This is a genomic window from Halarchaeum rubridurum (assembly GCF_014647115.1).
In the GTDB taxonomy this organism is placed as follows: domain Archaea; phylum Halobacteriota; class Halobacteria; order Halobacteriales; family Halobacteriaceae; genus Halarchaeum; species Halarchaeum rubridurum.
In genome coordinates this window covers 1-20996 of sequence record NZ_BMOO01000007.1, presented here as the reverse complement: position 1 = coordinate 20996, position 20996 = coordinate 1, and the positions used below count along the sequence as shown (strand labels likewise).

The 20996-nt window shown below is 70.4% G+C and carries 18 protein-coding genes; 4 read left to right on the top strand and 14 right to left on the bottom strand.

The genetic code is table 11. From position 1 onward, the window contains the following. Positions 1-123: 123 nt before the first annotated feature. From IEX84_RS12980 to IEX84_RS12970, 3 genes are read right to left on the bottom strand one after another with little or no spacing between them, the layout of a single operon-like run. On the bottom strand, positions 124-684 hold the full coding sequence (locus tag IEX84_RS12980) for a dolichol kinase (protein ID WP_188872996.1): 561 nt from the start codon (positions 682-684) through the stop codon (positions 124-126). Continuing rightward, positions 685-2424, bottom strand: a complete 1740-nt coding sequence (gene glyS / locus IEX84_RS12975) for a glycine--tRNA ligase (RefSeq protein ID WP_188872995.1) — start codon at positions 2422-2424, stop codon at positions 685-687. It lies immediately after the preceding gene. After that, entirely contained in the window at positions 2421-3269 is an 849-nt protein-coding gene (locus tag IEX84_RS12970; protein WP_188872994.1) for a CBS domain-containing protein, read from the bottom strand. Before IEX84_RS12970 ends, glyS begins: the two co-directional genes overlap by 4 nt. A 528-nt stretch (positions 3270-3797) precedes the next feature. On the opposite strand from IEX84_RS12970, the gene IEX84_RS12965 reads away from it, so the two are divergent. From IEX84_RS12965 to polC, 3 genes are all read left to right on the top strand, one after another. Then, complete coding sequence (locus IEX84_RS12965) at positions 3798-3971, top strand: DUF7556 family protein (RefSeq protein ID WP_188872993.1); 174 nt, start codon at positions 3798-3800, stop codon at positions 3969-3971. A gap of 40 nt (positions 3972-4011) precedes the next feature. Then, on the top strand, positions 4012-4431 hold the full coding sequence (locus IEX84_RS12960) for a PPC domain-containing DNA-binding protein (RefSeq protein WP_188872992.1): 420 nt from the start codon (positions 4012-4014) through the stop codon (positions 4429-4431). Between the two features lie 203 nt (positions 4432-4634). After that, a complete protein-coding gene (gene polC, locus IEX84_RS12955; protein WP_188872991.1) occupies positions 4635-9677 on the top strand; it encodes a DNA polymerase II large subunit in 5043 nt (1680 codons plus the stop codon). 235 nt (positions 9678-9912) lie between these two features. Here the strand turns inward: polC and IEX84_RS12950 are convergent, their stop codons facing one another. From IEX84_RS12950 to IEX84_RS12940, 3 genes are read right to left on the bottom strand one after another with little or no spacing between them, the layout of a single operon-like run. After that, complete coding sequence (locus IEX84_RS12950) at positions 9913-10437, bottom strand: zinc ribbon domain-containing protein (RefSeq protein WP_188872990.1); 525 nt, start codon at positions 10435-10437, stop codon at positions 9913-9915. Between the two features lie 48 nt (positions 10438-10485). Then, positions 10486-11970: a pyridoxal phosphate-dependent decarboxylase family protein gene (locus tag IEX84_RS12945; RefSeq protein WP_188872989.1), complete on the bottom strand. Its 1485-nt coding sequence runs from the start codon at positions 11968-11970 to the stop codon at positions 10486-10488. Further along, the gene (locus IEX84_RS12940; protein WP_188872988.1) at positions 11967-13325 is read right to left on the bottom strand and encodes a diaminobutyrate--2-oxoglutarate transaminase; all 1359 of its coding nucleotides are present in this window, start codon (positions 13323-13325) and stop codon (positions 11967-11969) included. The genes IEX84_RS12945 and IEX84_RS12940 overlap by 4 nt, the downstream gene beginning before the upstream one ends. 179 nt (positions 13326-13504) lie before the next feature. Between IEX84_RS12940 and IEX84_RS12935 the strand changes: the two genes are divergently transcribed. Next, on the top strand, positions 13505-13792 hold the full coding sequence (locus tag IEX84_RS12935; protein ID WP_188872987.1) for a DUF7130 family rubredoxin-like protein: 288 nt from the start codon (positions 13505-13507) through the stop codon (positions 13790-13792). 81 nt (positions 13793-13873) lie between these two features. On the opposite strand, the gene IEX84_RS12930 is transcribed toward IEX84_RS12935, so the two are convergent. The 8 genes from IEX84_RS12930 to hemL form a co-directional block, all read right to left on the bottom strand. Beyond that, positions 13874-14230 carry a NifU family protein gene (locus tag IEX84_RS12930; protein WP_188872986.1) on the bottom strand — a complete coding sequence of 119 codons (357 nt, stop codon included), beginning with the start codon at positions 14228-14230 and terminating at the stop codon, positions 13874-13876. A 25-nt stretch (positions 14231-14255) separates the two neighbouring features. Continuing rightward, on the bottom strand, positions 14256-14606 hold the full coding sequence (locus tag IEX84_RS12925; protein WP_188872985.1) for a DUF5783 family protein: 351 nt from the start codon (positions 14604-14606) through the stop codon (positions 14256-14258). Positions 14607-14673: 67 nt separating this feature from the next. Further along, complete coding sequence (locus tag IEX84_RS12920; RefSeq protein ID WP_188872984.1) at positions 14674-15189, bottom strand: GNAT family N-acetyltransferase; 516 nt, start codon at positions 15187-15189, stop codon at positions 14674-14676. Positions 15190-15323: 134 nt separating this feature from the next. Continuing rightward, positions 15324-16754, bottom strand: coding sequence for a DHHA1 domain-containing protein (locus tag IEX84_RS12915; RefSeq protein ID WP_188872983.1), 1431 nt, complete (start codon positions 16752-16754; stop codon positions 15324-15326). An 84-nt stretch (positions 16755-16838) separates the two neighbouring features. After that, on the bottom strand, positions 16839-17585 hold the full coding sequence (locus IEX84_RS12910; protein WP_188872982.1) for a uroporphyrinogen-III synthase: 747 nt from the start codon (positions 17583-17585) through the stop codon (positions 16839-16841). After that, positions 17582-18340, bottom strand: a complete 759-nt coding sequence (cobA, locus tag IEX84_RS12905; protein ID WP_188872981.1) for a uroporphyrinogen-III C-methyltransferase — start codon at positions 18338-18340, stop codon at positions 17582-17584. Before cobA ends, IEX84_RS12910 begins: the two co-directional genes overlap by 4 nt. Next, positions 18337-19449 carry a hydroxymethylbilane synthase gene (gene hemC, locus IEX84_RS12900; RefSeq protein WP_188872980.1) on the bottom strand — a complete coding sequence of 371 codons (1113 nt, stop codon included), beginning with the start codon at positions 19447-19449 and terminating at the stop codon, positions 18337-18339. Before hemC ends, cobA begins: the two co-directional genes overlap by 4 nt. Positions 19450-19495: 46 nt before the next feature. Next, positions 19496-20770 (bottom strand): glutamate-1-semialdehyde 2,1-aminomutase, encoded by a 1275-nt coding sequence (gene hemL / locus IEX84_RS12895; RefSeq protein ID WP_188872979.1) that lies wholly within the window; start codon positions 20768-20770, stop codon positions 19496-19498. Positions 20771-20996: the final 226 nt, after the last annotated feature.

The window sequence follows — 20996 nt, the reverse complement described above, 5'->3', positions numbered from 1 at the left end:
TGTCCACGAGATAGAGCACTGCCGCGACGATCACGAGCGCGACGACGAGCACGAGCGCCCACTCTATCGGTGTCATGGCGTTCCGGAACCGTCGCACGCCCCCGGCAAACAGCTTGTGGCCGCTCACGCGACCTGCGCGCCGACCCACATCGCGCTCGCGGCGACGACCGGGATGGTGAGGTTGTCGTCGACCACGTGGCCCCGGACCGTCGGCGACAGGCCGTCCGCGAGCGTCGCGCCGAGCGCGCCGAGGGCGGCCGGTAGGAGCGCCACGCCGGACGTCACGGCGAGGACGACGCAGAGCGCGAACGTCGCGGCCATCACGGCGAGCGGCTTGCGGCCGACGCCGCCCGTGTGGAGCAGGCCGCTCAGGGGGTCGGCGAGCGCGAGGAGCAACATCGCGGGCGCGGCGACCGCCGGCGGGAAGAGGAGCCCCGTGACGGCCATCCCGACGACGTAGAGGAAGTAGCCCGCGAGGTTCTCCTGCTCGTACTCGCGGGTGAGCCGGTCGTATATCGCCCACTCCGCGCGCCCGGAGAGCCGGCAGTATTCGAGGACGGCGCCGAGCGCGAGCCCGCCGACGAGGCCCCACTCGACCCAGCGCCACGGCGCGAGGCCGAAGAGCCACGCGAGCGGGACGACGGCCCCCGAAGCGTGGACGACGCGCCGCCCGAACTCGGGCATCTACAGGTCGTCGAAGGTCGTCTCGCCCGCGCGGAGGTCCGCGAGGACCGACGCGAGGTCGGCGCTCGGGACGCGGACCTGGTCGGTGCTGTCGCGCTCGCGCAGCGTCACGGTCTCGGGCTCCTCGTCGACGCTCTCGTAGTCGACGGTGACGCAGAACGGCGTCCCGACCTCGTCCTGACGCCGGTAGCGACGCCCGATGTTGCCCGAGTCGTCGTAGGTGACGTCGAGCCCCTCACCGCGGAGGGTGGTGGCTATCTCGTGGGCGCGTTCGCCCATCCCGTCCTTGTCCATGAGCGGGAAGACGGCGACGTCGGTCGGCGCGACGCTCGGGTCGAGGCGGAGGACGGTGCGTTCGCCCTCGTCGACCTCGTCCTCCTCGTGGGCGTGCGCGAGCACCGTGTAGACGGTACGGTCGATGCCGATGGAGGGCTCGACGACGTGCGGCGTGACGTGCCGGCCCGCCTCGGTCTCTTCTGCGAACTCGAAGCCCGTCTTCTCCGTCGGGACCGTGTAGCTCTCGCCGTCGACGTCGACGGTCACCTCGTCGCCCTCGAAGGCCGCGCGGTCGCGCTCGGCGAGCGCCGCGAGGGCGTCCGCGATCTCGGCGGCTGCCCCGCCGAACTCGGGGCCGAGATACGACATGTCGGGGTCGACGCTCGCGCGCTCGACCGTCTTCGGCTCGTCGTACTGCGTGAAGACGGTGAAGTTCTCCGTGCCGTGCTCGCCGTGCTTCGAGAGGTCGTAGTCGCCCCGGTAGGCGTAGCCCGCGATCTCGATCCACTCGGGCGCCTCGTCCGGCGCGGAGACGTCGGCCTCCGCGTCCCAGCAATCGGTGGCGTAGTGGGCGCGCTCGCCCGGCTGGTGTTGCCGGTAGCGGAAGCGCTCGAAGTCGACGCCGATGGTCTCGTACCACTCCGTGGCGACGCCGAGGTAGTAGGCGACCCACGGGTCGACGACGCCCTCCGCGACGGCCTCGCCGACGGTCGTCTCGACGTAGTCGCCCTCCGGTTGGTTCTCGGCGGGGTAGAGCGTCACCTCGACGTCCGCGACCGACGAGACGTCCGGCTCGTCCCCGTCGGGGTCGACGAAGAGTTCGAGTTCGGCCTGCGTGAACTCGCGGGTGCGGACGAGCGCGTTCCGCGGGCTGATCTCGTTCCGGTACGACTTCCCGACCTGCGTGACGCCGAAGGGGAGCTGGCCCCGGGCGTACTCCTTCAGGCGCGGGAACTCGACGAAGATGCCCTGTGCGGTCTCCGGGCGGAGGTAGCCGGTCTGGCTCGTCCCCGGCCCGATGTTCGTCTCGAACATGAGGTTGAACTCGTCGACGGGCTGGCCGGCGAGCGGCGCGCCGCAGCTCGGGCAGTCGATGTCGTGGGCGTCGAGGAGCGACGCGACCTCGTCCGTCGGGAGGCTCTCGGCCTCCTCGATGTCCGTCGCGCCCTCGATGAGGTGGTCGGCGCGGTGGCTCTCGCCGCACTCCGCGCACTCGACGAGCATGTCGTCGAAGCCGTCGAGGTGGCCCGACGCCTCGAAGACGGGTTCGGGCATGACGGTCGGTGCGTCGATCTGCATGTGGCCCTCCGCGAGGGCGAAGCGCTCGCGCCACGTCTCCTCGACGCGCTCCTTCAGCGACGCGCCCTGCGGGCCGTAGGTGTAGAAGCCGGAGACGCCGCCGTAGGCCTCGCTCGACTGGAAGAAGAACCCGCGGCGCTTGGCGAGTTCGACGAGGTCCGTCATAGCGAGGCGACGAGGTCGACGTCCCGGACGATGCCGGCGAGCGCGTCGCCCTCCACGAGGGGGAGCTGTTCGATGTCGTGTTCGAGGAGCCGCTGGGCGGCCTCCTTGGCCGTCCGGCGCTTCGTCACCGTCACGGGGTCCGCGGTCATGAACTCGCTGACGGGTTCGCTCGGAATCTCGACGTTCCGCGTCGGGAAGTAGCGATTGCCGGTGGCCTTGATGGCCTCCCACTTCCACTCGTCGTCGTCGCCGGCAACGCTCGCGCCGACGTCGTCCTCGCCCTCGACGACGCGCGCGACGTCGATGACGTCGGGTTCGGTGAGGACGCCCGCCATCTCGCCCTCGTCGTCTAGCACGATGGCGTAGGGGACGTCGGCGTACGCGATTTCGCGCTCCGCGACGGGGAGCGGCGTGCCCGTGTAGGTCGTGTTCACGTCGCGGCGCGCGAGGTCGCCGCAGGTCGCGTCGCCCGCGACGTCGCCGTCCGCGATGGCGCGCACGACGTCGGTGACGGTGACGATGCCGGTGAGTCGGTCGCCGTCGACGACGGGGACGCGGCGTGCGCCCTCGGTGGCCATCAGGCGACCAACCTCGACGACGGACGTGTCGCCGGTCGTGGTCGGGACCTCGCGCAGCAGGAGCGCGAGCTGGTCCTCGTCGGGGTCCTCGATCAGGTCCGCGCGGGAGATGAGCCCCCGGTAGACCTCCTCGTCGCCCTCCCCCTTCACGACGGGGACGGCCGAGAAGTGGCGCTCTTGGAGGTACTCCAGCACGTCGTCGCGGGTCCCCGGGAGCGAGACGGTTACGACGTCCGCTCGCGGCGTCATCACGTCGGCGACTTTCATGACGCCGACTAGAACGGCGGTCCATTTGTAGGCTACGCACCGTCTCTCCCCACCTCACCCCCCTCGTGGGGGTGAGCGGGGAGAGACACGCGGTGGCGGTGCGGTAAGGAGCGATGGGAGTGAAGCGGTGCGGTATGGTCGTTCTCACCTCACCCCCTCGTGGGGGTGAGCGGGGAGAGACACGCGGTGGCGGTGCGGTAGGGAGCGATGGGAGTGAAGCGGTGCGAATGCGGCGGTGCGGATGCGGCGGTGGTCGCGGGACGACGGTAGGTTCCCCGGTGGGAGTCTCCGCGCCTCCCTCGCGTCGGCGAGTGTCACCTCACACGACGCCGGTATTCTAAATGGTCGTTCATTCGGTATGTGCGCAGGTTCGATATACGTTCGTCCTCTTACGAACGAAATTCAGACAGATTTGTCCTTTCTTCGCCCAATCGCATCGGGTCTGTCCACGTTCCAGCCGAAACGTAGTACAGTCGTGGATAATCATCGACGGGCTTAAGTAGGTGCTGTCACCTCGTATCAGATGACATGGCATCCGATACGACCGTCGTGCCGAGCGCTGACGGCAGCGCCGGTGAGGTCATGGCCGCCGTCGACGAGGACGGCGGCGTGGAGCGGTACGTCATCGCCGACGTCGAACGCGACGAGGCCTGGCTCGCCACCCCCACCGCGGAGGCGGCGACGCTCCACGAGATGCGATAACCACGCCCCTTTTTCTCGCCCCGCCGCGACCCACGCACACATGGACGCACGGGAAGTCACGGGCGACCGGGAGTTCGCCGTTCGGCTCGACTACGGCGCGGAGTGGATCGACGAGATCGAGTCCTTCGCGGCGGCCGCGGACGTCGAGGCCGGGTGGTTCCACGCGACGGGCGCGGTCGAGGACGCCGAACTCGCCTACTACGACCAGGACGATTTCGCCCACGAGACGGTCACGTACGACGAACCGCTCGAAGTCGCGTCGTGCACGGGAACGATTGCGCTCGACGACGACGAGCCGACGGTCGCCGCGCACGTCGTCCTCTCGCGTCCGTCCGGGCAGTCCGTCGCGGGGGCGCTCGAACGCGCGACGGTGTTCGACGGCGAGCTCTACTGTCGGACCTTCGACGACTACCTGACACGTGACGTCGACCCGGCGGGTGGCCGGGCGCTGTGGGAGTAGCGCGGCGGCTTTGCCGCCGCGAACGACGAACGGCGGAGCCGTGAGTAGCGCGGAGCAGAGCGAAGCGAGGGTCCGAGAACGACGAGCGCTGAGCGAAGCGAGGCGCGAGTAGCGCGCGGTGACGTGTCGTGCGACCCGCGAGCGACCGCCGACGCGCCGAGCACAATCCTCAAGAGCGTCAGCGCTGTACGTGTCGTGAACTGATGCGCCCGGAAGACGACGCCTACTTCGAGGGACTCGAATCGCGGTTGGACGAGGCCTTCGAGGTCGCGGTGGCGGCGAAGACCCGCGGGGAGGACCCGGTCCCCGAGGTCGAAATCCCGGTCGCGCGCGACATGGCGGACCGCGTCGAGAACATCCTCGGAATCGACGGCGTCGCGGAGCGCGTGCGCGAACTGGAGGGCGAGATGGGGCGCGAGGAGGCGGCGCTCGCGCTCGTCGAGGACTTCGTCGAGGGCTCCGTCGGTGACTACGACACCCGCGCGGGGAAGATAGAGGGCGCGGTCCGCACCGCGGTCGCACTCCTCACGGAGGGCGTCGTCGCCGCGCCCATCGAGGGCATCGACCGCGTCGAGTTACTGACGAACGACGACGGCACGGAGTTCGTGAACGTCTACTACGCGGGACCGATTCGCTCTGCGGGCGGCACCGCACAGGCCCTCAGCGTGCTCGTCGCGGACTACGCGCGCTCCCTGCTCGGCATCGAGCAGTACGCCGCCCGCGCCGACGAGGTCGAGCGCTACGCGGAGGAGGTCTCGCTCTACGACGACGAGACGGGCCTCCAGTACTCGCCGAAGGATACAGAGACGAGGTTCATCGCCGAGCACATGCCCATCATGCTGGACGGGGAGGCCACGGGCGACGAGGAGGTCTCGGGCTTCCGCGACCTCGAACGCGTGAACACGAACTCCGCGCGCGGCGGGATGTGTCTCGTGCTCGCGGAGGGGATCGCGCTCAAGGCCCCGAAGATTCAGCGCTACACGCGCCAACTCGACGAGGTCGAGTGGCCGTGGCTCCAGGACCTCATCGACGGCACGTACTACGACGGGGGCGGCGAGGGCGACGAGGTCGGCGACGGTGACGCGGGCGCGGGCGACGACGGGGACGGCGACGGCGAGGGTGACGACGCAGACGTCGAGGGCCCGCCGCGCGTCGAGCCCGCCTCGAAGTACCTCCGCGACCTCATCGCGGGCCGGCCGGTGTTCGGCCACCCCTCCGAGGCGGGGGGATTTCGCCTGCGCTACGGCCGCGCGCGCAACCACGGCTTCGCCACGGCGGGCGTCCACCCCGCGACGATGCACGTCGTGGACGACTTCCTCGCCACGGGGACGCAAATAAAGACGGAGCGCCCGGGGAAGGCTGGCGGCGTCGTCCCCGTGGACTCCATCGAGGGCCCGACGGTCAAACTCGCCAACGGCGACGTCCGGCGGATCGACGACCCCGCGGAGGCCCGCGAGGTCCAGAACGGCGTCGTCGAAATCCTCGATTTGGGCGAGTACCTCGTGAACTACGGGGAGTTCGTGGAGAACAACCACCCGCTCGCGCCCGCCGGGTGGACGGTCGAGTGGTGGGAGCAGGCGTTCGCGGCGGACGGCGCCGACGTCCAGGCGCTGCGCGACTCGCCGTACGTCGACCTCGCCGACCCGGACGCCGAGCAGGCCCTCGCGTGGGCGGGCGACTACGACACGCCGCTCCACCCGAAGTACACCTACACCTGGCACGACCTCGATTTGGACGACCTCCGGGCGCTCGCCGACGCGGTCGACGGCGCGGCCGTGCAGGACGATGCCCTCCAACTTCCGAACACCGACGGCGCGCGCCGCGCGCTCGAACGCCTCCTCGTCGAGCACGAGCAGGGCGAGGCGACGCTCACCGTCGACGACTGGCGGCCGCTCGTCCGCACGCTCGGCTTCGACGACGACCTCGAACGCGACTGGACGGCGGCCGACCTCTCCGACGACGCCCGCGAGTGGCCGAACGCGATGCGGGCCGTCGAAGAAGTCGCGCCCTTCGCCGTCCAGGAGCGCGCCCCGACGCGCATCGGCAACCGGATGGGCCGCCCGGAGAAGTCGGAGTCGCGCGACCTCTCGCCCGCCGTCCACACGCTCTTCCCCATCGGCGAGGCCGGCGGGAGCCAGCGCTCCTTCCGCGAGGCCGCCGACTACGCCCCCGACATGCGCGCCGAGCAGGGCCTCGTCGACGTCCAACTCGGCGAGCGCGTCTGCCCGGACTGCGGCGAGCACACCTATAAACCCCGGTGTGAGTCCTGCGGGACGTGGACCGACCCCCACTACGAGTGCGAGGACTGCGGCGTCGTCGCGCATCCCGACGAGTCCGGCCGCGTCGAGTGCCCGCGCTGCGAGCGCGAACTCGACAACGTCGAGCGCCGAACGGTCGACGTCCGCTCCGCGTACCGCGAGGCCCTCCAGAACGTCGGCGAGCGCGAGAACGCCTACGACATCCTCAAGGGCGTCAAGGGGCTCACCTCGACGGAGAAAGTCCCCGAACCCATCGAGAAGGGCGTTCTCCGGGCGAAACACGGCGTCACGACGTTCAAGGACGGCACCGTCCGCTACGACATGACGGACCTCCCCGTCACGTCCGTCCGGCCCGCCGAACTCGGCGTCACCGTCGAGCAGTTCCGCGAACTCGGCTACGACACGGACGTCGAGGGCCGCCCGCTCGAACACGACGACCAGCTCGTCGAGTTGCGCGTGCAGGACATCGTCCTCCCCGACGGCGCGGCCGAACACATGCTCAAGACCGCGGACTTCGTCGACGACCTCCTGGACGAGTACTACGGGTTGGAGCCCTTCTACGAGGTCGAGGAGCGTGCCGACCTCGTCGGCGAACTCGTCTTCGGGATGGCACCCCACACCTCGGCCGCGGTCGTCGGCCGCGTCGTCGGCTTCACGAGCGCGGCCGTGGGGTACGCACATCCGTACTTCCACGCCGCCAAGCGCCGCAACTGCTTCCACCCCGACACCAAGGTCTGGTTCGAAGACGAGCACGGTGAGACGCACTACGAGGCCATCGAGACGCTCGTCGAGGACCGCCTCGACTCCGAGACCGCCGCCGAGGACGACTTCGGGACGCTCGTCCACCGTCTCGACGGCGACGTCCACGTCCCGTCCGTCGACGAGAACGGGACCGTCGTCCGCAAGCCCGTCACCGCGGTGTCGAAACACTGCGCGCCCGACCACATGGTTCACGTCGAGACGCGCGGCGGCCGGGAAATCACGGTCACGCCCGACCACGAAGTCCACGTCTCCGAGGGCGGTGAAATCGCGTCGAAGGAGGCCGCACAACTGTCCGAAGACGACCACGTCGTTAAGCCCGCACACCTCGACGCGCTCGACATTGGAAACGAACCGCGGACGTTCGACCTCCTCAACGAGTTCGCACAGAGTGACGCGGTCGAGAACGACCGACTCACCGTCAAAGGGATCGAACGCGACGCCCTCTACGACTTGTTCGAGGACGCGCTCGCCGCCGACTGGGACGGACGGTTCTACCCCTTGAAAAGTACGGCCGAGTATCTCGGTCTCACGAAGAAAGCACTGAGCAACTACGTCTACCGCGAGAGCGTCCCGTTCTCACTCCTCGTGGAAGTGTTCGGCTCCGCCGAGGCTACAATCGAGCACGTTCCGGACGACGTGACGCTCGGGATGAAGCGTGACACGACCGAAATCGACCGCCACGTCGAGTTGAACGAGCGTGTCGCCACGCTCCTCGGGTACTACGCCGCCGAAGGATTCGCACGCGAGCAGGAGACGCCGAAAGGGATCATCCACCAAACGACGATCTGCGGCATCGAGGACGACGCCCGCGACTTCTTCGTCGAGGTGCTCCGCGAGGAGTTCGGCGCGGACCCCTACCGTGAGAACCACGCGAAGGTTACGGCGTCCGGCCGATTGCTCAGAGCGTTCTTCGATACCGTCCTCGACTGCGGGGTCTACGCCGAGACGAAGCACGTTCCCCAGTGCGTCTTCGACGCTCCCGACGCTATCGTCGGTGCGTATCTCTCCGGATACTTCAGCGGTGACGGCGGCGTCGACAAGAACGGTCTGAACGTCTCCGCGACGACGGTCGGTCGAGAGCTGAAGGAGGACGTCCTCGCGTTGCTCACGCGTCTCGGAATCTCCGCCCGCGTTGAGACGACGGACCCGGTTCCGCTCGCCGAGAAATTCCCAGACCACTACGACGTCGCCGACGAGTCGATGTCCGCCCCGAGCTACGTCATCCGCGTGACGTCGGACGACGCCGTTCGGTTCCACGAACGGGCAGGCTTCCACTTACCACGAAAGGCCGAGCGACTCGCCGACCACGTTGCGACCATCGAGCCGACTGGCTCTCGCGTCTTCGACGGGGGCGACGGCGACTACCTCGCCGAGGAAGTCGCAGCCGTCGAGTACCGCCAGTCCGACACCGAACACACCTACTGTCTCACGGTCGAAGACACGCACTCGCTCGTCGCCAACGACCTGTCGGAAAATCAATGCGACGGCGACGAGGATTGCGTGATGCTCCTGATGGACGGCTTGCTGAACTTCTCGAAGTCCTACCTCCCCGACAAGCGCGGTGGTCAGATGGACGCGCCCCTCGTGATGTCCTCCCGCATCGATCCGAGCGAGATCGACGACGAGGCGCACAACATGGACGTCGTCGAGCAGTACCCCCTGGAGTTCTACGAGGCGACCCGGGAGATGGCGGACCCCGAGGACGTCGACATCACCATCGCGGAGGCGTCGCTCGGCACCGACGACGAGTACACGGGCTTCCGACACACCCACGACACCACGGACATCGCGCTCGGGCCCGACCTGTCGGCGTACAAGACGCTCGGCTCGATGATGGAGAAGATGGACGCCCAACTCGAACTCGCCCGAAAACTCCGCGCCGTCGACGAGACCGACGTCGCAGAGCGCGTCATCGAGGGCCACTTCCTCCCCGACCTCATCGGGAACCTCCGGGCGTTCTCGCGTCAGGAGACGCGCTGTCTCGACTGCGGCGAGAAATACAGGAGAATGCCCCTCTCGGGTGACTGCCGGGAGTGTGGCGGCCGGGTCAACCTCACCGTCCACGAGGGCTCCGTCAACAAGTACATGGACACCGCCATCCAGGTCGCGGAGGAGTACGACTGCCGCGAGTACACCAAACAGCGCCTGGAGGTCTTGGAGGCCTCCCTCGAATCCGTCTTCGAGGACGACCACAACAAACAGAGCGGCATCGCGGACTTCATGTAGGACTTTTTTGCCGCGAGGGGTCGCGCTCTGCGCGACCCCTCGCGGCAAAAACCTCCACTAAAAACTCCCGCGCGCCGCCGGCGCGCGGTGGGTACGGCGCGGTTCCGCACCGTGCCGCGTCGTACCGCTCCACGCCGCGTCGTATCGCTCCGCACCGCGCCGCATCGTATCGCACCGCACTGCTCTGTTTCGTTTTCTTTCCTCGTGTCGCCCCCGGTCTGCCTGCCTCGGGTCTTTAGACGCCGAGCGCGAGCAGCGGCGCGCCGCCGACCTGCGCGCCGAGGAGGACGAACGCGCCGATGAGTCCCGCGAGGATGACGAGGGCCCCGAAGAGGAGTTCGAGGATTACGACGGCTTTCGCGCCCGTCTCGCCGGCGAGCTCGACCGCAGCGATACCGATGACGTTCCCGAGGAGGACGGCCCACACCTCCCAGCGGCCCTGTTCGACGCCGGTCCCCTGTTTCGCCCGGTACGCGAAGTACGCGGGCACGAGGAGGCCGACCGGGAACGTCAACACGGCGACGAGCGCGCTCCCGAGCCACGTCAGCGTGGAGTACTGCTCGAAGAACTCGGCGTCGCTCGCGCTCTCGCCGCCCGTCCGCTGGCGGACGCCGCACTCGGGACAGATATCCGCGTCCTCGCGTATCTCCGCGCCGCATCCCCGACAGTACACCGTCGGGTGGGCCGTCCCGTCACCGCCGCTCCCGTCGGGCCGGTCGTTTCCACTCCCGCCGTCGCTTCCGTCGTGTTCGGAGGGCATCGGTGTCGGCACGTCGTCGCGGTGCGCCTTAAAGCCGGATGCCGACGCTTACGCGTCCCGGGCCGTCAGTGTCCCGGCGTCGATGTCCTCGGCGACGTCGCGGAGCGCGTCGAGCGTGTCCGCGACGTCGTCGAGCGTCGTCAGCGGGTTCATCAACGTGAGCTTCAGCGCCTCGACGCCGTCGACTTCGGTGCGCGCGAGGACGGCGCGCCCGTCGCGGAAGAGCGCCTCGCGGGCGGCCGTGTTCAGCGCGTCGAGGTCGTCGTCGCTCAGCTCCCGGGGTTCGTAGCGGAAGAGGACGGTGTTGAGCGACGGCTCGGCGAGCAGCGTGAAGTCCGGGGACGAATCGAGCAACGTCGCGGCGCGGTTCGCGGTCGTCAACACCGTCTCGACGACGGTCTCGAAGCCCTCGCGGCCGAGCGCGCGGAACGCGAGATAGGGTTTGAGCGCGTCGAAGCGCCGCGTCGTCTGCGTCGACTTCCAGACGAGGTTCGGGAGCGCGGAGTCCGCGGGGTTGAGGTAGTCGTCGTTGCGCGCGGCGTAGCCGAACTCCCCGCGCTCGGCGACGAGGAGCGCGCCGCAGCTGATCGGCTGGAAGAAGAGCTTGTGGAAGTCCACGGAGACGGAGTCGGCGCGCTCGACGCCCGCGAGCCGGTCGGCGTCGTCGGTGAGCGCGAGCGCGCCCCCGAAGGCGGCGTCGACGTGGAACCACGCGTCGTGGGCGGCCGCGCGCTCCGCGAGCGCGTCCAGCGGGTCGATAGCGCCGAAGTCCGTGGTGCCCGCGGTCCCGACGACCGCGAAGACCTCCTTTCCGTCCGCGTCGAGGCGCGCGAGCGTCTCGTCGAGGGCGTCCGCGTCCATCCGGTGGTCGTCGTCCGTCTCGACGGTGACGACGGCGTCGTGGCCGAGACCGAGGTGGTGGGCGGACTGCTCCCCGGTGAAGTGCGCCTCCGCCGAACAGACGAGCCGAAGGTCCTCGGCCTCGGACGGGAGGCCCGCGGCCTGGACGTCGTGGTCGAAGCGCTCCAGGCAGTAGCGGTCCCGCGCGAGCAGGAGCGCCTGGAAGTTCGACTGCGTGCCGCCGCTCGTGACGACGCCGTCCGCCCCCTCGTCGAGCCCGAAGAGGTCGCCGAGCGTCCCGACGAGGCGCTCCTCGACGACGGTCGCCGCGCCGCTCTGGTCGTAGGAGTCGAGCGACTGGTTCGTCGCCGCGACCATCGTCTCCGCGGCGAGCCCCGGCACCATCGGCGGGCAGTGGAGGTGCGCGGCCGTCCGCGGATGCGAGGCGTTCACGGTGTTTGAGAGGACGTCGTCCGCCACCTCGTCGATGGCGGCGTCGAGGCCGACGCCCGACTCGGGGAGGACGTCGTCGGGGAGCGCCGCGCGGACCGCGTCCGGTTCGACGCCCGAGAACGGCTCTTCGGTGTCGGTGGCGTCCACCGCGGCGTCGACGGCGCGCTCGGTCGCCGCGCGGTAGGCGCGCTCGCCGGCCTCGGTCCCGAGGAACCGCTCGTCGAGGTCGTCGGGCTTCACGCGTCGCCCTCCGCGCTCACGGCGGCCGTCACGGCCTCCGAGAAGATCGCCGCGATATCGTCGACGTCGTCGGCGTCGACGACGAGCGGCGGGAGGAAGCGCGCCGTCGCGCCGTGTCGCCCGCCGAGTTCGACGACGAGGCCGCGCTCGAAGCACTCGGTGCGCACGCGGTCCGCGAGGTCCTCGTCGGCGGGCCGCGCGCCCGTCTGGCTCGGCTCCGCGTCCGCGTCGACGAACTCGACGCCGAGCATCAGCCCGCGTCCCCGGACGTCACCCACCTCGTCGAAGCGCGCGTCGAGCGCGTCGAGTTCGCCGCGGAGGCGCGCGCCCATCTCGGCGGCGTGGTCGTCGAGGTCGTGTTCGAGCACGTAGTCGATGGTGGCCTCGCCGGCCGCCATCGCCAGCTGGTTCCCCCGGAACGTGCCGGCGTGCGCGCCGGGTTCCCAGACGTCCAGCGACTCGTCGTAGACGACGACGGCGAGGGGGAGCCCGCCGCCGACGGCTTTCGAGAGCGTGACGACGTCCGGCGTGATGCCCGCGTGCTCGAAGGCGTACGTCTCGCCCGTCCGCCCGAGGCCGGACTGAATCTCGTCGACGACCATCGGGATGTCGCGCTCGCGGGTGATGCGCCGTATCTCGCGGGTCCACTCGTCGGGAGCGGGAACCGCGCCGCCCTCGCCCTGCACGAGCTCGACGAAGAGCCCCGCGGGGTCGCGAAAGCCCCGCCCGGGGTCGTCGAGGAACCGCTCGACGTAGCGCGCGGCCGCCGTGCCGTCCTCGTCGCCCGCGTCGCCGAACGGGCTCCGGTACGTGTGGGGGTAGGGGAGGTGCTGGACGCCGGACATGAGACCCGAGAGCTCCTCCTTTGCGTGCGTGTCGCCCATCATCGAGAGCGCGCCGTTCGTCATGCCGTGGTACGCGCCGCGGAACGCGAGGACGTCGTCGTTCCCCGTCGCGGTCTTCACGAGCTTCAGCGCGGCCTCGATGGCGTCCGTCCCGGCCGGACTGCAGAACTGCACCTTCGCGCGCTCCGCGAAGTCGTCGGGGAGGCTCGCCATGAGCGAGTCGACGAAGCGCTCTTTCGCCGGCGTCGTGATGTCGAGCGTGTGAATCGGGCGGTCGTTGTCGAGCGCCGTCTCCATCGCCTCGGTGACGACGGGGTGGTTGTGCCCGAGCGCGAGCGTGCCCGCGCCCGCGAGGCAGTCGTAGTACGTGTTCCCGTCCATGTCCGTCAGCTCGACGCCCTTCGCCTCCCGGATGGCGAACGGGAGGTGACGCGGGTAGGTGCGGGCGCTCGATTCCCGGGCCGCCTGCTGGTCGAGCAGGCCGGCGTTCCCGGCGTCCTCGTACGTCATCGCCCGCCCTCGCGTTCGCGCTCGCTCGTCCGTCGCGGTGTCCCAGTCACGCCCCCGTCTACCGACTTTACGGGTAGTAAGGTATCGGCCGACGAACTCGTTGCCTACTGTGGTGTGGGGCCGTCCCGCATCCCGTCCGGCGGTTGCCTTTAAGTGCAGACCGGGCGACGTTCCGATGCATGAGCGACGATTCACCTGTGAAGGTCGGCACGGAAGTGTACGACGCGGACGGCAACGAGATCGGAACGGTTCGCGGCTTCAACGAGGACGGCTTCTTCGTCACGACCCGCGAGGGCGTCGCCGCCCTCTCCGTCGAGCACGAACACACGCCACACGACCTCGGTGAGGCCGAACTCCTCTGGCGCTGTTCGGACTGCGGCGAGGTCGGCGACGTCGAGGACATCCCGGACGAGTGTCCGGACTGTGGCGCGCCGCGCGAACACCTCTACTACTGGACGGAGGACTGAGCCGACCGGCGGCGACACCCCATTCTGCCGGCTCCCGGCGCTGTCGCTACGGACTCGTGAAAAACGGGAAGAACTACGCGTTCAGAAGGGGGCCTGCGGGCCTTCGTCGTCCTCGGCCTCGTCGTCGGACGTCTCGCCGGGGAACGACGGGGACATGCCGCCCGAGTGGCCGCCGCCGTCCATCCCGGTGTCGGCGTTGACCGTCTCGATCTCCGGAATCTCCTGGGTCATCCGGGCCTTGATCGCCTGAATCGTCATCGGGGAGATACCGCACCCCGAGCAGGCACCGCTCAGCTGGATGTCGACCTCGCCGCTCTCACGGTCGATGTTCGTGATCGAGGCGCTCCCACCGTGCATCTGAATCTGCGGGAAGTTCCGACGGAGGAAGCTCGTGACGCGCTCCTCAAGTTCGTCGCCGGACTGGCTCTCGGTGCTCATACACAGAAGTAGGTGGTTCGCGGCCTTAGGCTTTTGGTTGCCCGTCGTCCTCGCCCTCGTCCGCGAAGTCGAAGACGACCCGGAGCTGGTGTTCGATTCCCTCGACGTACCGGTCGAGCACCGTCTCCGCCTTCTCCCGCTCGACGACGCCGTCGAGCCGGTCGAGCGGGTCCGCGGGGAGTTCGACGCTGAACTCGCCGTCGCCCTCGTAGTGGGGTTCGCTCTCGTTGAGCACCTGCTGGTCGAGCGAGTGGACGAGCGTGCTGTCGTAGCGCTCGTTGAGGTCGTTGAACGCGCGCTTGTACGCGGTCTGGAGCTGCGGGAAGTACTCCGTGTACTTCCCCGTCTCGAACTCCTCGGGCGTGAAGTCGGCCATACGCGACGTTCCGCCGCGGAGCGCCAAAAGCCGGGCGGTCGACGACGATATATTCTATAACGCTATATCAAATCCCGCGGGCCATCGTCAACTCGACGCGGCCGCGGTGTTCGACCTCGAAGCCGAAGCGCCGGTAGAGCGCGCGCGCACAGCGATTCGACGACTCGACGGCGAGCCAGACGCGGCCGCCGCCGCGCGCCCGGTGCGCACCGAGGAGCCCGCGGAGGAGGCCCGTCCCGACGCCGACGCCGCGCGCGTCCGGGGCGACGAAGACGGCGAGCTCGTGCGCGTCGCCCGCCTCGAGTAGCGCCGCGTGTCCGACGACGTCGCCGTCGCGGCGCGCGACGACGCTGTGCGCGTCGAGGAGCGTGTCGAGCCACTCGCGGCGCTCGGCGTCGTCCGTCGGCGGGAGGCCCTGCGTCCGGTCGGTCGGGGGGAACGCGTCGTACATCGCGGCCAGCGCGTCGGCGTCGTGCGGGGTCGCCGCCTCGATTTCGACGCGCGTCCCGTCGGCCGCGCGAAAACTGAAGGGGAGGTCGCGGAGCGATTCGTCCGGCGTCGTCGTCCGTGTCGTGCTCGTCATCTGGGTGGTGTCGCGGGTCTCGGTGGGCGCTCCGTGCGGCGGTCGGTCGACTGCGTGTGGTGGCGTGCGCCTGCTACGTGTGCGGTCATACGCCGGCGTACGACACCGCACCACAAAACTATAACGGTCGTTCGTTATGAACTGAGCTGGTCGCCGACCGCCGCGTCGGCGGCTGCGACGAAGTCCGACTCCCGACCCGCGGGGACCGTCGCGCCCGCCGCCACCTCGTGGCCGCCGCCGTCGCCGCCGACCGCCGCCGCGGCCTCCGACGCCACCGCCGAGAGGTCGAGGCCGCGCTCGACGAGCCGCGGCGTGCCCCGCATCGACACCTTCACGCCCGGTTCGTCGTCCGCGTCCGCGTCCCCGTCGTCCTTCTCGGCGAACGCGATTATCGGGACGCCCGCGTCGACGCCGTCTTCCCCCATCGCCATCCCCGCGACGATTCCGACGACCGTCTCCGGCAGGCGGTCCCCCGCGTGGAACCACTGGACGTTCGCCTCGCGCTCGACGCCGACGTCCCGAACCACACCCACGCCGGTCGCCAGCGTCCGTCGGTGCTCCCGGAGGAGGTCGCGCGCCGCGTCGAGCGGGGCCCCGCGCTCGCCGCGACAGACCGCGAGCCCGACCGCCGCCCGGTCGTAGCGCGCCGTCGCGTTCAGGAGCGTCGAGAACTCGCTCGCGTCCCGGAGTTCGCTCCCCGGTTCCTCCCCGGTCAGCGTGTACGTCGTCCCGACCAGCGCCTCCACCTCCGCGGCGTCGACGCCGGTCCTGATCGCCCGCTGGACGAGCGCGCTCACGACCGTTCGGCGCCCGTCGACGTCGAGGTCGGCCCACGTCTTCCACTCGCCGTCCGCCCTGAGGTCGGCGTCGAGGCCGTCGAGGAACCGGAGCGCGCCGTTCCGGTCGCCCGTGATGCCCGGAATCGGCACGTCGCTCGCGTACGCGAGGAGCTTCGGGAGCGGGCGCGTCTGCGTCCCGAACACCGCGAGGTCCTTCGAGGCGTCGAGTACGCCCGCCGCGACGCCCTCCGCGACGATCTCCGCGTTCGCTCCGATCAGCTCTCCCTCCACGACCTGCATGTCGCCCACCGCGCCGACGACCGCCAGCGCCGCCAGGTCGCGGTTGTCGGCCTCCTCGCCTTCGAGCGCCCGGGCGACGCAGTAGCTCGCGCCCGCCCCCGAGAGCTCGCTCCCGCCGTCCAGCCCCTCCAGGAGGGGATTCAGGTGGCACGCCGTCTCGGCGTCCGCCGGCTGGTGGTGGTCCGCGACCACCGGCGTGAAGGCGTCGTACTCGGTGATGACGTCGAGTTGGCCGCTCCCGAAGTCCGTGAAGAAGACGGTGTCGTACTCCGCGTCGGCGTAGCGCTCGACGGCGTCGCGGTCGAGTTGTTTCTCGAAGACGACGTCGTGGGCGACGCCGGCGCGTTCGAGCGCCGTGCTGGCGATACCGGCGCTCGTCAGGCCGTCCGCGTCGATGTGCGAGGCGAGCAGGAGGTCGTCGCTCGCTCGGAGCCGCTCGGCGCACCGCGCGGCACGCGCGGCGAGTTCGGGAACGGGCGCGTCCATCGCGCGTGAGTACGCCGGCATCGCCGATAAACGCCCGTATCTCCGCGCGGTGGCGCGCGCCGGACGCGCCGGGCCGCCGTCCCCCTACTCGTGGCGGCTCGGCGCGGCCGCCTCGACGACCGCGGCCGCGAGCGCGTCGAAGGACGCCTCCCCGGGGATGACGTCCACGTCGACCCCGTGGCGTTCGGCCGTCCGCGCCGTCGGCTCGCCGATACAGCCGACGACGGCGTCGTTCAGCCCCGCGAGAGCGTCGTCGCGGACGCCCCGCGCCGCCGCCGCTTCGAGGAAGTGCTCGACGGTGAGCGAGGACGTGAACAGCGCGGCCTCCAGCTCGCCCGCGGCCGCCCGCTCCGCGGAGACGCCGGCCTCGGGCGGCCGGACGAGCCGGTAGAGCACCGTCTCGTGGACGTACGCGCCCGCGTCTTCGAGCCCGTCCGTGAGGACGGCCGAGCCGTGATCCGAGCGCGCCACCTCGACCCGCGCGCCGTCCACGACGTCTTCGAGCGCGTCCACGAGGCCCGAACTGGAGAACTCCGCGGGCACGAGGTCGACGTCGTAGCCCGCCTCTCGCAGGGCGTCGGCCGTGCGCTCGCCGATGGCGCAGACGGTCGCCGCCCCGGGCTCCCAGCCGGTCTCGGCGACGAGCTCGACGCCGGTCTTGCTCGTGAAGACCGCGTAGTCGCCGTCCTCGCGCGCGCTCGTTCGCGTCGGCTCGACGGCGAGCATCGCGTCCGGCACCGGGGTCGCGCCGAGCGATTCGAGCAACTCGACGGCGGCGTCGAGGCGGCCGTCGTCCGGCCGGAACACCGCCGCGCGCACCGCCTGGGTCATCGCAGGAACGCCTCCAGCTCCTCGCGGACGCCCGCGACGCCGCCGATGACGGTCACCGCGGGGGGTTCGATGTCGGCCTCGTCGCGCGCCGCGACGATGGTGTCGAGGGTCCCGGTCACGACCCGCTGATTCGGTCGCGTCCCGCGCTCGACGAGTGCGACCGGCGTCCCCGGGTCCATGCCGGCCTCCCGGAGCGCCGTCGTGTACTCGGGGAGGCGCGTGACGCCCATCAGGACGACGATGGTGCCGCCCGTCTCGGCGAGCGCGCCCCAGTCGACGCTCGACTCGGGTTTCGTCGGGTCCTCGTGGCCCGTGACGAACGTCACCGACGAGGCGTGGTCGCGGTGCGTCACCGGGATGCCGGCGACGCCCGGCGCGGCCACGGGCGACGTGACGCCCGGCACCACCTCGAAGGGGACCCCGTGTTCGGCGAGGTACTCCGCCTCCTCGCCGCCGCGCCCGAAGACGAACGGGTCGCCGCCCTTCAGGCGGACGACGCTCTTGCCCGCCTCCGCGTACGTGACGAGGCGCTCGTTTATCTCCGCCTGCGAGGTGCGCTTGTCGCTGTGCGCGCGCTTGCCGACGTCCTCCGCGTTCCCCGCCGGGATGAGGTCGAGGACCTCCGGGCCGGGGAGCCGGTCGTGGAGGACGACGTCCGCGCTCTCCAGGAGGTCGCGGGCCTTCACGGTCAGCAGGTCGGGGTCGCCCGGCCCGCTCCCGACGAGGTAGACGGTGCCGGCCTCGGCGGTCGTCATTCCTCGGTCGCCTCCGCGATGAGGGCCGCCCCGCCCGCGTCCGCGAGGTCGTCGGCGAGCTCGCGCGCCTCGCGGGCGTAGTCGTCGAGGTCGAGCTCCCGGGTCTCCGTGACGGCGTCCGTCCCGTCAGCCGAGTACACCTGCACGTCCGTCCGCACGACCTCCCCCCGGAGGAACGCGTGGACGCCGATGGGCGCGATACAGCCCCCGCCCAGTTCCTCGAGGACGACGCGCTCGACGGTCGTCTCGACGCGCGAACGCGGGTGGTCGAGCGCCGACTGGATCGTCTCCGCGACGTCCGTCCCCTCGCGCGCCGTCACCGCGAGCGCGCCCTGTCCCGGCGCGGGGACGAACTCGCCCGTTGGCAGGTCGACGAGGTTCACGCCGTGTGCCAGCCCCGAGCGTTCGAGGCCGGCGCGCGCGAGCACGATTGCGTCGTACGCGGTGTCGACCTCGCGTCCGAGCGCCTGCTTCTCCAACTCGGAGAGCGACTCGAACCACGACTCGACCGTCTCGTCGTACTCGCGCTCGACCTCGTCGGGGTCGTCCGCCGCCTTCTCCGCGCGCTCGCGTTCCTCCTGGTACGCCTCCTCGGCCTCCTGTCTGGCCTCGTGCTCCGCCTGGAGGTGCGACGCCAGCAGTTTCTCGACGCGCGTGTCGACGTTCCCGCGGAGGCCCGCGACCTCCAGGTCGGGGCGGTGTGCCCGAATTTGGGCGCCGCGGCGCATGCTCGACGTCCCGACGACCGCGCCCTCGGGGAGGTCGTCGAACGCGGTGCCGTCCGGCGTCACGAGTGCGTCGCCCGCGCTCGCGCGTCGCGGGACCGCCGCGACCACGAGGTCGTCGGGCATCTCCGTCGGGACGTCCTTCATCGAGTGGACCGCGGCGTCGACGTCGCCGTCGAGCACGCGCTCGTCGAGCGCGCGGACGAACGCGCCCGTCCGCCCGAGGTCCGCGATGCGTTCGTCCGTGACCCGGTCGCCCTCGGTCTCGACCTCCACGAGGTCGACCTCGTGGCGTCGCTCCTCTAAGGCGGCCTCGATCTCGCCCGCTTGGCGCAGCGCCAGCGACGACCCCCGCGTCGCCAGCCGAATGGACTCCTCTCGCATACTCTCTCCTCCGGTACGCGCCCTGAAACCCCCTTCGGACCGCCGGTCAGAGCGCGTCCCGATAGGCCTCGACCGTCTCCTCTACGTCCGCCGCCGTGTGCGCGTACGAGACGAACTGCGACTCGAACTGGTTCTGCGAGAGCATGATCCCGCGATCCAGCATCTGCGGGCGGAAGACGCGGTTCCACCGCTGGACGTTCGCGCGCCCGACGTCGCTCCCGTTCCGCGGGGCCTCGCCGTCGCGCGTGAACACGACCTTGAACAGCGAGTCCGTCCCGACCACGCTGTACTCCGGGGCGCGCTCCGAGACGACGTCGCGCAGGCCGTCGCGCAGGCGTTCCCCGAGGTCGTTCACGTGCTCGTAGACGTCGTTCTCCGCGGCGTAGGTCAGCGTCTCCAGCCCCGCCGCCATCGTCACCGGGTGCCCGGAGAAGGTGCCGGCCTGGAAGACGTCGCCCGCCGGCGTGAACTCCTCCATGACCTCCGTTCGGCCGCCGATAGCGCCGACCGGGAAGCCGCCGCCGATGACCTTCCCGAACGTCGTGAGGTCCGGCGTGATACCGTATTTCCCCTGCGCGCAGGAGAGCCCGCCGACGCGAAAGCCCGTGATGACCTCGTCGAAGACGAGCAGCGCGCCGTGGTCGTCGGTGAGGTCGCGCAGCGTCTCGTGGTAGCCCTCGCGGGGTTCGACGATACCCTTGTTGGCGAGTATCGGCTCGACGAGCACCGCCGCGATGTCGTCGCCGTGCGCCTCGAAGAGTTCCGTCACGGCCGCCTCGTCGTTGAACGGCACCGTCAGGGTATGCTCGGCGAACGACGGCGGGATGCCGGGCGAGGACGGACTCGTCCCCTCCGCGTCGCCCTCGACGAGCGTCGACTCCTGCGCGCCGTGGTAGCCGCCCTCCATCACGACGACCTTGTCGCGGCCCGTGTAGCCCCGCGCGAGGCGCACCGCGGAGACGGTGGCTTCGGTGCCCGAGTTGACGAAGCGCACCATCTCGACGCTCGGCACGTGGCGCGCGATGAACTCCGCGTGCTCGATTTCGACCTCCGTTGGCATCCCGTACATCGGCCCCTCGCTCGCCCGCCGCTGGACGGCCGACTGCACGGACTCCGGGACGTCGTGGCCGAGCAGCAGCGGCCCGAGCCCCATCACCCAGTCGACGTACTTGTTCCCGTCCGCGTCGACCACCCGCCCCGCGTCGCCCTTCCGTACGAACGTCGGATAGGGCTGTGGGGCCGCGCGCACCGAGGAGTTCACGCCGCCCGGCAGCACGCCGAGCGCCCGGTCGTAGAGGTCGCGCGAAGTGTCGCGGTTCATACGCGAGGGGAGCGCTGCCAGCGGGAAAGTCCTTACTGAGCGCGCGATTCCCGTCGAACAATCGACCGCGGCCGTCGCGCGCGACGGCCACTCACCAACGTGCCGGGACGGACCGCCGTTCCGTCAGACCCTGCCGAGACGCGTTCGCGTCCCGTCCGCCTGAGAAACGAACCGCCGTTTCTCAGACTGCGCCGGGACACCGCATCCCGTCCACCTGAGAAACGAA